The sequence below is a fragment of the Streptomyces californicus genome, assembly GCF_000717645.1.
GTDB classification, from domain to species: domain Bacteria; phylum Actinomycetota; class Actinomycetes; order Streptomycetales; family Streptomycetaceae; genus Streptomyces; species Streptomyces californicus.
The window spans coordinates 84578-100389 of sequence record NZ_JNZZ01000008.1 but is presented as its reverse complement, the minus strand read 5'-3'; the positions used below and the strand labels follow the sequence as shown (position 1 = coordinate 100389).

The following is a 15812-nucleotide window of genomic DNA, read 5'->3' as shown; positions in this document are numbered from 1 at the left end:
GGCGACGCCCGGGTGAGCGGACCCCGCGTCCGCCCTTCGGCGGCGGCGTTCACCACATGGTCCGCAGGCAGCGCCCGTCAACGGCCTCGGGACCCTCGTTTCACGTGAAACACCGGCGGACGAGGCACGACGCCCCCGGGCGGACCGCTCCCGGCCTGCGCGCGGCGGCTCAGGCCGTCGGCGGGCGCCCCTGCAGGCGCTCCATCTCCCGGCGGTCCCGCTTGGTCGGGCGGCCCGCGCCCCGGTCCCGTACAGGCACTTGGATCGCCATCTCGCGGGGCGGCGGGGGCGGGCTGTTGTCGACGAAGCACTCCACGGCGACCGGCGGCCCGACCCGCTTCTTCACGATCTTCGAGACGACGACCACTCGGTCCCGCCCCGCGTGCCGGAGCCGCACCTCGTCGCCGACGCGTACGGCCTGAGCGGGCTTTGCCCGGTCGCCACCGACCTTCACGTGCCCCGCCCGGCAGGCGGCGGCCGCCTGGGCACGGGTCTTCGTCAGCCGGACCGACCAGATCCACACGTCGACCCGGACGCTTCCTTCCGCCTGCGGCGCGTCACCGGAAACCATGGGTCCGACTGTAGTGCGCGGAGAGCGGCGGGCGGGAGGCGATCATCCTGCCTCCCGCCGGGCCGCGCCCGTCCTCACACGCCGATGTCGCGCCCGTCCTTGCGCCAGACGGCGACGACGGCGGGGCGGACGATCTTGCCCGGCCCGTCGGGCCAGACGCTCGCCGGCTTCTCCACGGAGGCCCCGTCGATCTCACCCGGGTGCTGGACCGCGACCAGGACGCGGCGGTCCTGGATGACCGGGCCACAGGTCTCGGCCCCGGTCGGAACGGTGAGGAACTGCTTCAGTTCACCGCGCCGGTCACCGTGCGTCGCCACTCCGAACAGGCCGTCGTGCGAGCCGAGCGCGTTGCCGTCCGTGGAGATCCACAGATTGCCGTGGGCGTCGAACGCCACGTTGTCCGGGCAGGAGATGGGGCTGACGCTCTCCTTCGGGAACCCGGCGAAGTACGTCGCCGGGTCCTCCGGGTCGCCCGCCACGAGGAACAGCCGCCAGGCGAAGCCGTCGCTCGTCGGGTCGTCCCAGTTCTCCGCGAGCTCCAGAACCTGCCCGTGCTTGTTGCTGTTGCGCGGGTTCGCCTCGTCCACGCCGGGCTTGCCCGCCTTGCCGCGGTCCGAGTTGTTGGTGAGCGCCACATAGACCCGGCCGGTGCGCGGCGAGGGCTCGACGTCCTCGGGACGGTCCATCTTGGTCGCACCGACCTTGTCACCGGCGAGACGCGTGTAGACGTACACCTCCTCGGCGGTCATGCCGGGCACGTGCGAGGTGGTGCCGGTGGCCAGCGGGATCCACACGCCGCTGCCGTCGAACTCCCCGTCGTTGGGGAGCTTTCCGGAACCGTCGATCTCGTTGACCGGCGAGTCGCCCGTCAACTTGGCGACGTACAGCGTCCCCTCGTCCAGCAGGGTGAGGTTGTGCTCGCGGGCGGCCCGCGAGTTCCCCTTCTTCATCCGCTTGCTGGAGACGAACTTGTAGAGGTAGTCGAACTTCTCGTCGTCGCCCATGTAGACGACCGGGCGGCCGTCCGAGGTGAGCCGGGGCTGCGCGGCCTCGTGCTTGAACCGGCCCAGCGCGGTCCGCTTGCGCGGCGTGGAGTCCGGGTCGTACGGGTCGAGTTCGACGACCCAGCCGAAGCGGTTGGCCTCGTTGGGCTCCTTCGCCAGGTCGAAACGCCGATCGAAACGCTCCCACTTGCGCTCCGTGCCACCGGAGCCGATGCCGTACCGCTTGTGCATGGCGGTGGTGCCGTTGGCGAAGTACTGGTTGAAGTTCTCCTCGCCGTGCAGCGTGGTGCCCCACGGAGTGGTGCCGCCCGCACAGTTGTTGAGGGTGCCGAGCACCTTGCGGCCGGTGCGGTCGGCGGACGTGCGCAGCAGGGTGCTGCCCGCGGCGGGGCCCGTCATCCGGAACTCGCTCGTCGCGGTGAGGCGGCGGTTCAGCGGGTGCCGGTTGACCGGTCCCAGCCTGCCGGTGCGGTGCTCCTCCTGGACGACGACCACGGAGAGTCCGTGCGCCGCCCAGGCGATCTCCACCTGCTCGCGGGTCGGGTTGGCCGGATCGTAGCCACGGAACATGAGGATCTCGTCCGTGTACTCGTGGTTGGCGACCATGACCTGGCGGCCGCGCTCACCGCGCAGCGGGAGCAGGGAGAGGAAGTCGTTGTTGTAGCCGAACTGGCCCGCCTGCGCCTTGGCGGTCTGTTTGTCCGGGTCGAAGGCCGGCGCTCCGCGCAGGATCGGCTCGCCCCAGCGGATCACCACGTTCTGGGCGTACCCGTCGGGGACGGTCACCTGGTCGTCCTTGTTGGGTGCGACCGGCGAGAACCGCAGGCCACGCGCCCCGGACGTGCTCGGTTTGTGGGGGCGGCCCGGTTTGTGTCCGTGTCCGGCCAGGGCGACGGCCTCGGCCTGCGGGGCGCTCGGCCCGGTCAGCGCTGCGGTCCCCGCGGCGGTGGCGACGGTGACCACGGCGGCGGCGCGCATCATCGAGCGGCGCGACACCGCACCGGCGATGATGTCGCCGGCGTACTCGTTGTCGCTCGTGTTGGGCGTCTCCTTGAAACAGGCGTCCCCGCAGCGGAAGCGGCAGGTCAGCGCGGAACGCCCACCGGGATGCGAGCTGATGAACGGCAGCAGGTTGCGCACGTGGATTCCCTCCGTCTGGTGTCGTGCGAGACGGTAGGTGCGCCTCCACGCGGCCGGTGGGACTCCCGGTGAACGGAGGGTGAAGTCCGGGCCACCGCTGTTTCCTTGAGCGCTACGGCGCACAACTCGCCGGACTCGGCACGGGAACGGTTGCGGCTCGGTTGACGCAGGGGTGGGCCGCACCGGCGTACGGCCTGATCCGGCCGCTAACCTTACGTATCCGTCCTGGCCAGGGATGAATTCACCCAGGTCGGACATTCCCCGCACCCAACTCATGCGAAAGGCCTCGCCCATGGGCATTCGGAGCTTGCTGCGTAAGGTGTTCGGCCGCACGGAGCAGGACGAGCCGACCACGGCCACCGTCCCGCCCCAGGCCGAGCGCACTCAGCCCAAGGAGTCGGAGCCGGAGACCACTTCGGCGGCCGAGCCCGCGGCGGAGCCGAAGGCGTCGATCCCGGCCCCGTCCTCCCCCTCGTCCTCGTCGTCGACGAAGGCGTCCTCCGCCGACGCGTCCACGGAGCGTGACGGCACTCCCGCCGCCGACCTGGTGGCGGAGGCGTTCGACAAGCCCGCCGCCGCACCGGCGTCGCCGACCGTCCCCGCGCAGGGGTCGGCCCCGGACGACGCCCCGAAGACGGAGAAGCCGGTCGCCGCCGAACCCGCCAAGGCGGAGAAGCCCGCGGAACCGGTCGCCGGCGGGACGCCCGCCCGGGCCGAGGCGGCCGGGACCGCGGAGAGCGTGCCGGCGGCGATCACGATCGACTTCGACGACGCCCCGGAGCCCGAGGCGGAGACGAAGGCCGTGCCTGCGGACGCCGAGGCCCCCGCGAAGGCCCCCGAGCCGGAGCCCGCCCCCGAAGCGACGGCCGTCGAGGCCCCGGAGACCGCAGAGGCGAAGCCCGCCGACGCCGAGGCGCCCTCCGCGACCGCCTCGGAGCCCGACGCCGAGAAGGGTCCCGAGCAGACCCCCGAAGCCGAGCCCGCGAAGAGCGAGGCCCCGGCCAAGGCCAAGGCGCCCGAGTCCACGAAGGCCAAGGCGTCCAAGGCCGCCGAAGCCGCTGCGCCCGAGGCCACCGAAGCCGAGCCCGCCGAGGCGGAAGAGGCCGCCACCGAGCCGGCCACCGCCAAGGAAGCCGCCGCCGACAGGGCCGCCTCCAAGGAAGCCGCCTCCAAGAAGGCAGCCCCCGAGGAAGCCGCCCCCGAGAAGGCCGCCGCACCGGCCGCGGCCGCCTCCGGCAAGCCCGCCACCACGCTCGCGAAGGTCACCTCGCGCGCTCCGCAGCTCGCCGCTCCGTACAAGGCGGCGCAGGCCGCGCTCAAGGCGCACGGGCTGACCGGCCTCCGCGCCCGCGTCTACCTCGTACTGGACCGCTCCGGTTCGATGCGGCCGTTCTACAAGGACGGCAGCGCCCAGCACCTGGGCGACCGCGCCCTCGCCCTCGCCGCGCACCTGGACGGTGACGCCGCCGTGCCGGTCGTCTTCTTCTCGACCGAGCTCGACGGCACCGGCACCCTCGAACTCTCCGGCCACGAGGGCCGCGTCGACGAACTGCACGCGGAGCTCGGCCGCCTGGGCCGGACGCACTACGAGCACGCCGTCGCGGAGGTCGTCGCCCACTACGAGAAGTCCGGCGCCACCGGCCCGGCCCTGGTGATCTTCCAGACGGACGGTCCGCCGGACGCCAAGCAGGCCGCCAAGCAGGCCCTCGCGGACGCGGAGCGGCTGCCGCTCTTCTTCCAGTTCGTCGCCTTCGGCGACCCGGACGCGAAGGGCTTCGACTTCCTGCGGAAGCTCGACGCCCCGAACACCGGCTACTTCCACGCCGGAACGGCCCCCCGCGAGATCGCGGACGCCGAGCTCTACCGGGAGATCCTCGCCGGGCTGCCCGCCTGGACCGCCGCCCGCGAGGCCGGCGCCGAGGGCTGATCGACCGGCAACCGTACGGTCACGGCGAGACCACCGCCCCTCGGGCCCGGTCTCGCCGTGACGGTTCCGCCGTGGGCCACCGCGATCGACCGGACGATCGACAGCCCGAGCCCCGACCCCGGCCCCATCCGGTCCCGGCCCTCGCCCCGCCGGAACGGCTCGAAGAACCCCGCGATATCGGCCTCGGAGACCACCGGCCCGGTGTTGCGCACCAGCAGGACCCCCTCACCGCTCAGCACGGCCTCCACCGACCCGCCCGGCACGTTGTACGTGACCGCGTTGGCCAGCAGGTTCGCCACCAGTTGGGCGAGGAGCAGCCGGTTGCCGCGTACGGAGCAGGCGGCCGCCACGACCTTCACGGCCGGCGCTTCCCCTCCGTCCGGTCCTCCCCGCGCGGCGGCCTCCGGACCGGTGTCCGCGCCCCGGATCGCCGGATACCGGGCCGCCTCCTCCTGCACCACCTGATCGAGGCGGACCGGCTCGCGCTCGTCCGCGGCGAGCCCCCGTTCACTGCGGGCCAGCACGAGCAGCCCCTCGATCAGCCGCTCACTGCGCCGGTTGGTGTCCAGCAGGGTCTGCCGGGTGCGCGCGAGATCCTCGGGCGACGGATCGTCCAGGCCGATCTGGATCGCCGCGCGCTGGGTGGCCAGCGGGGTCCGCAGTTCGTGCGAGGCGTTCGCGATGAACCTCCGCTGGCTGTCGAACGCCCGCTCAAGGCGGCCCAGCAGCGCGTCCAGCGTCTCCCCCAGCTCCTTCAGCTCGTCGTCGGGCCCACTGGACGCGATGCGCTGGTGCAGGGTCCGCTCGGAGAGGCGGCGGGCCTTCGCGGTCATCGCGTGGACCGGGCGCAGCACCCGCCCCGCTATCCACCAGCCGACCCCGACCGCGCCCGCCGTCATCACGAGCAGCGCGGCGAAGGACCAGTTCATGAGCTGCTTGCCGGCGGCGTCGGTGACGTGGTCGGTGAGCTCGTAGGCGGTGGGCGACCCGGTCACGCCGCGTGCGACGAAGGGGCCGTCCACCGTGTACCCGGGTGGGACGACCACCACCGAGGAGGCGATGGCCCGCGCCTCGGTCTCCGTACCGGCGCGCGAGGCCAGGTTCACGGTGGCCAGCAGGGCGGTGCCGAGCACCAGGAAGACGCCGCCGTAGACCAGGGCGATCCGGGTCCGGATCGTCGAGTGCGGCAGCTTCGACGCCTCCACCAGCCGCCGCAGCGCGGAGGGCCGCCTCACAGGGCGTACCCGACGCCCTGCACGGTGCGGATCAGCGCGGGCTCGCCGAGCTTGGCGCGGAGCTTGCTCATGCAGACGCGGACCGCGCCGGTGAACGGGTCCGCGTTGGCGTCCCAGGCCCGCTCCAGCAGTTCCTCCGCGCTGACCGTGCCGCCGTCCGCCTCCAGGAGCAGTTGGAGCACGGAGAACTCCTTGGGCGAGAGGTCCAGCTCCCGGCCGTCGCGCAGCGCGGAGCGCCGTACGGTGTCGAGCCGTATGCCGTGCCGCTCCAGCTGGGGCGGCACCGGCCGGACGCTGCGCCGCCGCAGGGCGCGCACCCGGGAGACCAGTTCGGGGAACTCGAAGGGCTTGGTGACGTAGTCGTCGGCCCCGAGGTCGAGCCCGGCGACCCGGTCCTCCATGGCGCCGGAGGCGGTCAGCATCAGGATGCGGGTGCGGGAACCGGAGGCGATCAGCCGACGGGCCACGTCGTCGCCGTGCACCCGGGGCAGGTCGCGGTCGAGCACGACGACGTCGTAGTCGTGCAGGCCGAGGTACGCGAGGGCCGCGTCCCCGCTGTACACCGTGTCGACCGCGAAGCCGGCCCGGCGCAGTCCGGTGGCGACCAGCTCCGCGAGGGTCTCCTCGTCCTCGGCGACCAGTACCCGCATGGTGATGACCCCTGCCTCGTGCACGCTTGTCCGCTCCCTCCCAGGATGCGACTTTCCTACGGGAACCATTACGTCAACGGATGTTTCGCAAAGCTCTCCACCGCGGGGCGCCGCACCGCTCGGCCGCGCTCACCTCGCGCCGGCCGGGACCGCCGGTGCGCACGGGCCCCGGCCTCCGATGTGAGTATGCCCCTCCCCGGGGCCGTAGGATTTCCGCCATGGCGGCCACTGGATCCGAGAAGCAGGCGGCGAAGGCGTACTACGTCTCGACCCCCATCTACTACGTCAACGACGCTCCTCACCTGGGCCACGCCTACACGACCGTCGCAGGCGACGTGCTCACGCGCTGGCACCGCCAGCGTGGCGAGAAGGTGTGGTATCTCACCGGCACGGACGAGCACGGTCAGAAGATCATGCGCACGGCCGAGGCGAACGACGTCACCCCGCAGGCATGGGCGGACAAGCTCGTCGAGGAGGCGTGGAAGCCCCTCTGGGAGCACCTGAACATCGCCAACGACGACTTCATCCGGACCACGGAGACGCGGCACACCGACCGGGTGCAGGAGTTCGTGCAGGACCTGTACGACAAGGGCGAGATCTACAAGGGCGGCTACGAGGGCCCGTACTGCGTGGGCTGCGAGGAGTACAAGCTCCCCGGCGACCTGATCGACGGCGAGGGCGACTTCGCCGGGCAGAAGCTGTGCCCGATCCACAAGAAGCCGGTGGAGCTCCTCAAGGAGGAGAACTACTTCTTCAAGCTCAGCGCGTACGGTCCGAAGCTGCTGGAGTTCTACGCGGCGAACCCGGACTTCATCCAGCCCGAGTCGGCGCGCAACGAGGTCGTGAACTTCGTCGAGCAGGGCCTCCAGGACCTGTCGATCTCGCGCTCCACCTTCGACTGGGGCGTCCCGGTCCCGTGGGACGACCAGCACGTGATCTACGTGTGGGTCGACGCGCTGCTCAACTACGCCACGGCCGTCGGCTATGGCGCCGACCAGGAGAAGTTCGACGCCACGTTCCCGGCCGACGTGCACCTGATCGGCAAGGACATCCTCCGCTTCCACTCGGTGATCTGGCCGGCCATGCTGATGGCCCAGGGGCTGCCGCTCCCCGGCAAGGTCGTCGCCAACGGCTGGCTGATGGTCGGCGGCGAGAAGATGTCGAAGTCGAACCTGACCGGCATCAAGCCGCAGGACCTGACCGCGCACTTCGGTGTGGACGCCTACCGCTGGTACTTCCTGCGGGCCATCGCCTACGGCAGCGACGGATCGTTCTCCTGGGAGGACTTCTCCGCCCGCTACACCTCCGAGCTGGCCAACGACTACGGCAACCTCGCCTCGCGCGTGGCGGCGATGGTCGGGAAGTACTTCGGCGGCGTGCTGCCGGCGGACACGGCCGCCGGCGACGCCGAGCTGGCCGTGCGGGAGGGGCTGGCGAAGGCCGTCGCGACCGCCGACCGGAAGATCGGCGAGGAGCTGGACTTCCAGGCCGGCATCCTGGCCGTCTTCGACTTCGTGAAGCAGGTCAACGGCTACATCACGGAGCAGGAGCCGTGGAAGGTGGCCAAGGACACCACTCCGGAGGGCCAGGCCCGTCTGGCGGCCGTTCTCTACACGGCGGCGGAGTCGCTGCGCGGGGTCGCGGTCCTGCTCAACCCGGTCATGCCGGAGACCTCGCAGCGGCTCTGGGACTCCCTGGGCGCCGAGGAGTCCCTGGGCGCGCTGGCCGACCAGCGGGTCCAGGACGCGGGCACGTGGGGCGCCCTGCCCGCGGGCGCGACGGTGACGAAGGGCGCGGTGCTGTTCCCGCGCCTGGAGGAGAAGCCGGCGTAACGCCCCGTACGTACGCGAGGAGCCCGGGACCGCTGTTCGTGGTCCCGGGCTCCTTTCGTATGGCGTCGGTCAGCGCGTCCAGTTCTTGAGCGGCTCCGTGTCCAGCTCGATGCCGACCGGGTCGGGGAGGGTGACGGTCTTGCCGTAGGGAACGGTGACGACCTGCTCGTACCGCACACCGTCCGGCTGCGAGTGGACCTTCACCTCGCAGCTGTCACGGTCGATCAGGAGGTAGACGGGGATACCGGTCTCGGCGTACGCGCGGGGCTTCTCGACGCGGTCGCGGCGATCGGTGTCCTCGTCGTACGAGGTCACCTCGACGACCATGAGGACGTCGTCGGGGCCCGCCCATTCACCTTGGCCGACGAAGGCACCGCTGCGGGCAAGACTGCCGTCGGGGCGCGCATTGCCCTTGCGATAGGTTTCAATACGCAGGCCCTGCTCGGGATAGAGCCACCGGTTCGGATCTGCCTGCATACACAGGCGCGTCAGCCACTCGATGATCCGCCCGTGGTCCCCGTCCGGCACAGCCTTGACTCCCAGTTTCCCGTTCACGAACTCCAGCCTCAGTGCCTCCTCGGCACGTATGGCGTGACGGGCCAGCTCTTCGAAGACGTCCTGCGTCAGGACGCGGTCCTCGACCACGCTCACAACGACCTCCTCCTGCACTGGGCCCCGGAGCACTCGTCACGGGAGACTCTCAGCGTACGGGCTGAACGCTCCGCTCGTGGACCGCTTCGGTGATGGGCCTCACCGCCCCAGCGACTCCGCGTCGCCCATCACGATCACGGGCTTCATCACCGGATCCAGGGTGCGCAGGAGTTCCCGCATCCGGTCCTCCGGGATGGAGACGCAGCCCTGGGTGGGGCCGCCGTGGTCGACGTGGATCCAGATGCCGCCGCCGCGTTCGAGGCCGAGGGGGCGGGTGCGGTCGAGCGGGCTGACACCGTCCGTGCGGTTGTAGTTGATCGCGACGACGTAGTCGAAGGAGCCCTCCAGCGGCTCGCCGAAGAAGCCCTCGCCGTCCACCGCGAACCGGGGCTGTTCGTCGTACGGAAGCAGAGCGCCCGGGTCGGGCAGGCGGCCGCCCGCGTCGGTGAGGGTGTAGACGCCGGTGGGGGACCGCAGGTCACCCGCCACGTGGTGGTCGGTCCAGCCCTCCATGCCGTTGTGGGCGTTCCAGGGGCCTGCGACGGGCTGCCATCCCTTCGCCGGGTCCTGTCGGCTGTAGAGGACCGCGCTGGACTGGTTGGCGTCGGCCTCCTCGCCGGTCACGACGAACGCCTGCCGGGCCTCGGCGGGGATCGCGGCCAGGGTTTCCGGGCCCAGCCCGGGGATGGCGGCAGGGCTCGGTGTGGGACTCGGGGCAGCGGCCGGGCCGGACGAGGCCCGGCGTGCGGACGCGGCGTCGTCGGACTCCGGGCCCGCCGCCCCCTGGCCCGGAGCGCCCACAGGGGCCTTCGCGGGAGCCGGGCCCGAGGAGCAGCCGGCGAGCAGCAGAGCCAGTACGAGGAGCGGTGCGGCGAGCAGGGCCGACGGACGGGGCGGGACGGACACGGCGGTTGGCTCCTCGGTGACGGCGGACGGCGCGACAGGGCGGCACGCGGTGCGGTGGAGGTGTCTCGGTGCCAGTCTTTGCCGGGCCCGGCCCGGCCGAATCCGAACCGGGGCCATCCGGCTGTACGCGTCGCCCCGGCCGTGACCGGTGGTCGTGACCGAACGACGAAACAGCCCCCGATCAGGTGATCGGGGGCTGTTTCACGTGAAACACCGGCGGAGCGGGATCAGCGGCGCCGTCCGGACGGCCGGACCCGCGCGGTCAGTTCAACCCGCGCCAGTCACGCGACCCATGCGAGTCACGCGACTTGTGCGGGCTGGTCCGTCGGCGCGGTCAGATCCGTCGATGCGGGCCGATCCGGCCGCGCGGGCTACTTCTCCGGGGCGGGCTTCTCCGCCGCCGGCTTCTCCGCCGCGCCCTTGGCGGCGACCGGCTTGCGGAGCTGGATGTTCAGCTCACGCAGCCGGGTCTCGTCCAGCTCGGTCGGGGCGCCCATCATCAGGTCCTGGGCGTTGCCGTTGAGCGGGAAGGCGATCGTCTCGCGGATGTTCGGCTCGTCGGCGAGCAGCATCACGATACGGTCGACGCCCGGGGCGATGCCGCCGTGCGGAGGAGCGCCGAGCCGGAACGCGCGGAGCATGCCCGCGAACTCGTGCTCGACGGTCTCGCGGTCGTAGCCGGCGATCTCGAACGCCTTGAGCATCAGCTCGGGCTCGTGGTTCCGGATGGCGCCCGAGGACAGCTCGATGCCGTTGCAGACGATGTCGTACTGCCAGGCGAGGATGTCGAGCGGGTCCTTCTCCTCCAGGTCGGCGAGGCCGCCCTGAGGCATCGAGAACGGGTTGTGCGAGAAGTCGATCTTCCCGGTCTCCTCGTCCTTCTCGTACATCGGGAAGTCGACGATCCAGCAGAACCGGAAGACGCCCTCCTCGAAGTGGCCGGCGCGCTTGGCGGCCTCGACGCGGACCGCCGACATGATCTTGGAGACCTCGTCGAACTCGCCCGCGCCGAAGAAGACGGCGTGGCCCGGGACCAGCGAGAGCCGCTCGGTGAGCGTCTTCACGTCGGTCTCGGTGAGGAACTTGGCGATCGGGCCGGCCAGCGTGCCGTCCTCGCCCACCCGCACCCAGGCCAGGCCCTTGGCGCCGTGCTCGACCGCGTACTCGCCGAGGCCGTCGAAGAACTTGCGGGACTGGCCCGCGGTGTCCGGGACGGGCAGCGCGCGGACGTGCTTGCCGGCGAACGCCTTGAACCCGGAGTCGGCGAAGACGTCCGAGATGTCGACGAGCTCCAGCTTGGCGCGCAGGTCCGGCTTGTCGTTGCCGTACTTCAGCATCGACTCGCGGAACGGGATGCGCGGGAACGGCGAGGTGACCTCGCGGCCGTTGCCGAACTCGGTGAAGAGCTCGGTCATCAGCTTCTCGATCGGCTGGAAGACGTCCTCCTGCTCGACGAACGACATCTCCACGTCGAGCTGGTAGAACTCGCCCGGCGAGCGGTCCGCGCGGGCGTCCTCGTCGCGGAAGCAGGGCGCGATCTGGAAGTAGCGGTCGAAGCCCGAGATCATCAGCAGCTGCTTGAACTGCTGCGGGGCCTGCGGCAGCGCGTAGAACTTGCCGGGGTTCAGCCGGGACGGGACGACGAAGTCACGGGCGCCCTCGGGGGAGGTCGCGGTGAGGATCGGGGTCGCCATCTCGTTGAAGCCGAGGGCCACCATCTTGGCGCGGATCGCGGCGATCACGGCCGAGCGCAGCATGATGTTGCGGTGCATGCGCTCGCGGCGCAGGTCGAGGAAGCGGTACTCCAGGCGCCGCTCCTCGTTGACGCCGTCCTCGGTGTTGATCGTGAACGGCAGCGGGGCCGCCTCGCCGAGCACCTCGACCTCGGAGACCTCGATCTCGATCTCGCCGGTCGGCAGCTCCGGGTTGACGTTGTCGGCGCCGCGCGCGGAGACCGTGCCGTCGATCCGGACGACGGTCTCCTTGGTGAGCTTCGCCAGCGCCTCGTTGGCGGGGGTGCCGGGGCGGGCCACCAGCTGCACCAGACCGTAGTGGTCGCGCAGATCGATGAAGAGGATGCCGCCCAGGTCTCGGCGATTGTGCAGCCAGCCGCTCAGCCGGACGTCGGTGCCGACGTCAGAGGCGCGGAGCTCGCCGCAGGTGTGGGACCTGTACCGATGCATCGTCGTTCATCCAGTCTTCGCTGTTTGGGGTGGATCGAGCCTCACCAGGCTACCGCCCGGGGCCGGGGCGGTTCATTTCCCTTTGCGCTCCGCCCGCTCGCCCCTTCGCACTCCACCCCCTCATCCCTTCGCGCTCCGCCCCCTCGCCCCGGCCGCCGCTCCTCCGCTCCCGTCCCCCGCACCGGCCGCTTCCCCTCTACTCAGCGCCCGCGCCCCGGCCGCCGGCATCGCGGGGCCGGGCCCCGTCGGGTTGGCGGCTCCTCGGTGGCGGCCCGCGCGCAGACCTTCCTAAAGTGGGGCAATGCGCACCGAGGAAGTCCTGGCCGCGATCGCGACGGGCCTGTGGCGCTGGGACAACGCCGCCGGGACGGTCACGCTCGACGCGGAGGCGGCCCGGCTGGTCGGGCTGCCCGCGGAGCCCGGCAGTTACCGGGAGGCGGAGGTGCGCTCCCGTTTCCATCCGGTCGACTGGAACGAGATCTACGCGGTGGTGAACCTCGCGGTCACCGAGGGGACCCTCGCCGAGGCCCGGCTGCGGATCGTGGACGAGCGCGGGCAGGTCCTCCGTACCGTGCGCAGCCGTTCCAAGCCGATCGTGCCGCCGGGCCGGGACGCCGGGAGCTACGTCCTCATCGGCACGCTCCAGGAGGTCGCCGAGCCGCAGCCCGGCTCCACCGCCGCCGCTCGCATGCCGATCACCGGGGACTGGCGGCGGTCGCGGGAGGCGTTCCTGCTGGACGCCGGGCGGGCGCTGGCCGAGGCGCGGTCCACCGAGGAGGTGCTGCGGGTCGCCGGGTCGCTGTCGATGCCCGGCTTCTCCCCGGACGGCCTCGCGGTCTTCGGCTCGGCCGGGGAGCGGTTGACGATCATCGGGCACCACGGGCACAACGCGGGCGACGAGGAAGCCTTCACCGACATGGCCCTGGACACCGACTACCCGGCCGCCGAGGTCGTCCGCACAGGCCGTGCCATCTACCTGCCCTCCCCCGAGGAGTACCGCCGCCGCTACCCGGCCACCTGGCCGCTCGCCCGCCGCTTCGGACGTCAGTCCTGGGCCTTCCTGCCGCTGGTCACCTCCGGCCGCACGACGGGCGCCTGGATGGCCGGGTTCCGCCACCCGGTGGGGTTCTCGCCGGACGAGCGCGCGGTGCTCTCGACGGTCGCCCGGATGCTCGCCCAGGCGCTGGCGCGCGCCGGGGTCGCCGAGACGGAACGCGAGCTGTCGCTCGGCCTCCAGCGTTCGATGATGCCGACCCTGGGCCCGGAGATCCCCGGGATGACGGTGGCCGCGCGGTACGTGCCGACCGGCGGCGGGCTCCAGGTGGGCGGCGACTGGTACGACATGATCTCGCTGCCGAGCGGCCGTATCGCCCTGGTCATCGGCGACGTCCAGGGCCATGACGTACGGGCGGCGGGGCTGATGGGCCAGCTCCGCATCGCCCTGCGCGCCTACGCCTCCGAGGGGCACCGCCCGGACGCCGTGCTCGCCCGCGCCTCGCGCTTCCTGTCCGGGCTCACCGACGCGTACGAGAGCGTCGAGGGCGATCCGGGGGCCACGGCGCCCCGCTTCGCGACCTGTCTGTACGCGGAGGTGGCCCCGGAGGACGGGACCCTGGACATCGCCCGCGCGGGCCATCCCGACCCGGTCGTGATCAGCGCCGACGGGACCGCGGTGATCCGGCAGACGGCGGGCGGGCTGCCGCTCGGGATCGAGGCCGACTCCGACTACCCCACCACCCGGGTCGTCCTGGAACCCGGCGAGACGATCATGCTGTGCACGGACGGCCTCATCGAGACCGGCGGGCACGACATGGCGACCGGCTGGACCCGGCTGCGCCCGGTCCTGGAGGAGCCCGTCGAGGATCTGGAGGAGATGGCCGACGCGCTGGTCCAGGCCGTGCACGGGCCGACCTCGCACTACACGACGGGGCCGCTCGCGGACCGCCGCGAGGACGACATCGCGGTGCTGGTCCTACGCCGCGAGAGCACCCCCGCCCGGGAGGCTCCGCCGCGCCGCAGCGTCCTGACCATCGCGCAGGCCGAGCCCGAGCGGATCTCGGTCGGGCGGCAGCTCGTACGCGAGCTGCTGCACGACTGGAGCGATCCCGAACAGGTCGACTCGGCGGTCCTGATGGTCTCCGAGATGGCCACCAACGTCCTCGTGCACACGGACGGGGACGCGCTGATGGTGGCGGAGGTCTCCGGGGAGCAGGGCGAACGGCGGCTGCGCGTCGAGGTCGCCGACGCCAGCGACGAGCTGCCGCACAAGCGGCGGCCGGGCGAGATGGCGTCCAGCGGGCGGGGGCTGGTGCTGATGGAGATGCTGGCGGACGCGTGGGGGGTGGATCCGCGGGGGGAGGGGAAGTCGATCTGGTTCGAGCTGTACGAGTCGGACGAGCCGGGGGAGCTGGCGGCCCCCTGAGTCCGGGCCCGGCCACGGGCCTCCGGAGCCCCGGGGCCCGCGGCCTCCGGAGCCTGAGGGGGGGGCCGCCGGGGCGGGTGTGTCCGCCCTCAAGCGCCGGACGGGCCGGGCTCGCCGCCGGACGGACTCGGAGGACGGCCGCCGGACGGGCCGGAGCCGCCGCCGTCCGCGCCCGGAGGACGGCCGCCGCCCGGGCTCGACGCGTCGCCGCCGTCCGGAGCGCGGCCCTCGCGCAGCTCCGCCAGGATGCCGAAGGCCGCCGCGCACAGCGGCACCGCCAGCAGCATGCCGAGCAGGCCCGCCACGCTCGCTCCGGCCGTCAGCGCGACCATGACCATGGCCGGATGCATCTGGACCGTGCGGCTCTGGATCATCGGCTGCAGCACATGGCCCTCCAGTACCTGGACGGCGAGCACCACCCCCAGGGCCCACAGCGCGGTCACGAACCCCCGGTCGGCGAGCGCCACCAGCACGGCCACCGCACCCGAGATGAACGCCCCGAGGTACGGGATGTACGCGCCGACGAACACGAGCGCGCCCAGCCCCACCGCGCCGGGGACGTCCAGGACCAGCAGGCCCACCGTGATGCACACCGCGTCGATCAGGGCGATGAACGTGGTGCCGCGCATGAAGCCCTCGACGGCCTCGAACGCCCGCCGCCCCATCGCCTCGACCAGGTCCCCCGTGCCGCGCGGCGCGACCGTGTGGGCCAGGTGCACGGCCCGGTCGGAGTCGCGCAGGAAGAAGAAGGTCAGCAGCAGGGCCAGCACGCTCGTCGCCACCAGCGAACCGATCAGGCTGATGCCGCTGAGCAGACCGCCCGCCGCGCTCGCCCCGAACTTCACCACCAGGCTCTTCGCGTTGTCGGCCAGGTCGTCGACGTCCGTGGTCCCGCCGATCTCCAGATGGTCGACGATCCACTGGCCGGCGTCCTTCAGCGAGGCGACGATCTGGTCGCCGGAGTCGATGAGGGCGGTGACCACGATGTACCCGGCGCCGCCGACCACCGCGACCAGGGCCGCGCAGGTCAGCCCGGCGGCCAGCGACCGGTTCAGCCTGCGGGCGATCAGCCACCGGTGGACGGGCCCGAGCAGGGCGGTGCCGAGCAGCGCCAGCAGCACCGGGGTGACCGCCGTCTTCAGGACGACGACCAGCCAGACCACGACCGCGGCCACGCCCACGACGAGCAGGACGACACCGCACCAGGCGGCCGCCCTGCGGGCGTTCTCGGGGAGGACGGTCTGAGGCGCGGGCACCTGCCCACACGATCACGGGGTGCGTCGGCGGGCCC

General features: G+C 72.2%; 11 protein-coding genes. 3 read left to right on the top strand and 8 right to left on the bottom strand.

The genetic code is table 11. The features are described from left to right. Window positions 1–169: 169 nt before the first annotated feature. Together IF19_RS0112430 and IF19_RS0112425 are read right to left on the bottom strand one after the other, a co-directional pair. Complete coding sequence (locus IF19_RS0112430) at window positions 170–571, bottom strand: RNA-binding S4 domain-containing protein (protein WP_030115941.1); 402 nt, start codon at window positions 569–571, stop codon at window positions 170–172. A 74-nt stretch (window positions 572–645) separates the two neighbouring features. Then, window positions 646–2715: a PhoX family protein gene (locus IF19_RS0112425; RefSeq protein ID WP_030120016.1), complete on the bottom strand. Its 2070-nt coding sequence runs from the start codon at window positions 2713–2715 to the stop codon at window positions 646–648. A gap of 292 nt (window positions 2716–3007) precedes the next feature. On the opposite strand from IF19_RS0112425, the gene IF19_RS0112420 reads away from it, so the two are divergent. Further along, entirely contained in the window at window positions 3008–4642 is a 1635-nt protein-coding gene (locus IF19_RS0112420) for a VWA domain-containing protein (RefSeq protein WP_078580550.1), read from the top strand. Here the strand turns inward: IF19_RS0112420 and IF19_RS0112415 are convergent. Both IF19_RS0112415 and IF19_RS0112410 read right to left on the bottom strand, forming a co-directional pair. Next, window positions 4576–5877, bottom strand: coding sequence for a sensor histidine kinase (locus IF19_RS0112415; RefSeq protein ID WP_030115936.1), 1302 nt, complete (start codon window positions 5875–5877; stop codon window positions 4576–4578). The genes IF19_RS0112420 and IF19_RS0112415 overlap by 67 nt on opposite strands. Beyond that, a complete protein-coding gene (locus IF19_RS0112410) occupies window positions 5874–6527 on the bottom strand; it encodes a response regulator transcription factor (RefSeq protein ID WP_030724999.1) in 654 nt (217 codons plus the stop codon). Before IF19_RS0112410 ends, IF19_RS0112415 begins: the two co-directional genes overlap by 4 nt. 218 nt (window positions 6528–6745) lie before the next feature. On the opposite strand from IF19_RS0112410, the gene metG reads away from it, so the two are divergent. Further along, window positions 6746–8359, top strand: coding sequence for a methionine--tRNA ligase (gene metG / locus IF19_RS0112405; protein WP_030115934.1), 1614 nt, complete (start codon window positions 6746–6748; stop codon window positions 8357–8359). Window positions 8360–8428: 69 nt separating this feature from the next. Here metG and IF19_RS0112400 read toward each other — a convergent pair whose 3' ends face one another. The 3 genes from IF19_RS0112400 to aspS all read right to left on the bottom strand — a co-directional run bounded on the left by IF19_RS0112400 (window position 8429) and on the right by aspS (window position 12099). Beyond that, a complete protein-coding gene (locus IF19_RS0112400) occupies window positions 8429–9010 on the bottom strand; it encodes a Uma2 family endonuclease (protein WP_030115933.1) in 582 nt (193 codons plus the stop codon). 99 nt (window positions 9011–9109) lie between these two features. Next, on the bottom strand, window positions 9110–9916 hold the full coding sequence (locus IF19_RS0112395) for a L,D-transpeptidase family protein (protein ID WP_030115932.1): 807 nt from the start codon (window positions 9914–9916) through the stop codon (window positions 9110–9112). A 371-nt stretch (window positions 9917–10287) separates the two neighbouring features. After that, window positions 10288–12099 carry an aspartate--tRNA ligase gene (gene aspS / locus IF19_RS0112390; protein ID WP_030115931.1) on the bottom strand — a complete coding sequence of 604 codons (1812 nt, stop codon included), beginning with the start codon at window positions 12097–12099 and terminating at the stop codon, window positions 10288–10290. A gap of 301 nt (window positions 12100–12400) precedes the next feature. Here aspS and IF19_RS0112385 point away from each other — a divergent pair, with 301 nt between their 5' ends. Then, window positions 12401–14521, top strand: coding sequence for an ATP-binding SpoIIE family protein phosphatase (locus IF19_RS0112385; RefSeq protein WP_030277025.1), 2121 nt, complete (start codon window positions 12401–12403; stop codon window positions 14519–14521). Window positions 14522–14610: 89 nt separating this feature from the next. Here IF19_RS0112385 and IF19_RS0112380 read toward each other — a convergent pair whose 3' ends face one another. Next, entirely contained in the window at window positions 14611–15777 is a 1167-nt protein-coding gene (locus IF19_RS0112380) for an AI-2E family transporter (protein WP_030115929.1), read from the bottom strand. Window positions 15778–15812 lie beyond the last annotated feature (35 nt).

Bases quoted from the DNA above. Each gene is read 5' to 3' on its own strand.
- IF19_RS0112420 (WP_078580550.1), top strand. From the start codon at position 3,008: ATGGGCATTCGGAGCTTGCTGCGTAAGGTGTTCGGCCGCACGGAGCAG.
- IF19_RS0112385 (WP_030277025.1), top strand. From the start codon at position 12,401: ATGCGCACCGAGGAAGTCCTGGCCGCGATCGCGACGGGCCTGTGGCGC.
- metG (WP_030115934.1), top strand. From the start codon at position 6,746: ATGGCGGCCACTGGATCCGAGAAGCAGGCGGCGAAGGCGTACTACGTC.
- IF19_RS0112430 (WP_030115941.1), bottom strand. From the start codon at position 571: ATGGTTTCCGGTGACGCGCCGCAGGCGGAAGGAAGCGTCCGGGTCGAC.
- IF19_RS0112410 (WP_030724999.1), bottom strand. From the start codon at position 6,527: ATGCGGGTACTGGTCGCCGAGGACGAGGAGACCCTCGCGGAGCTGGTC.
- aspS (WP_030115931.1), bottom strand. From the start codon at position 12,099: ATGCATCGGTACAGGTCCCACACCTGCGGCGAGCTCCGCGCCTCTGAC.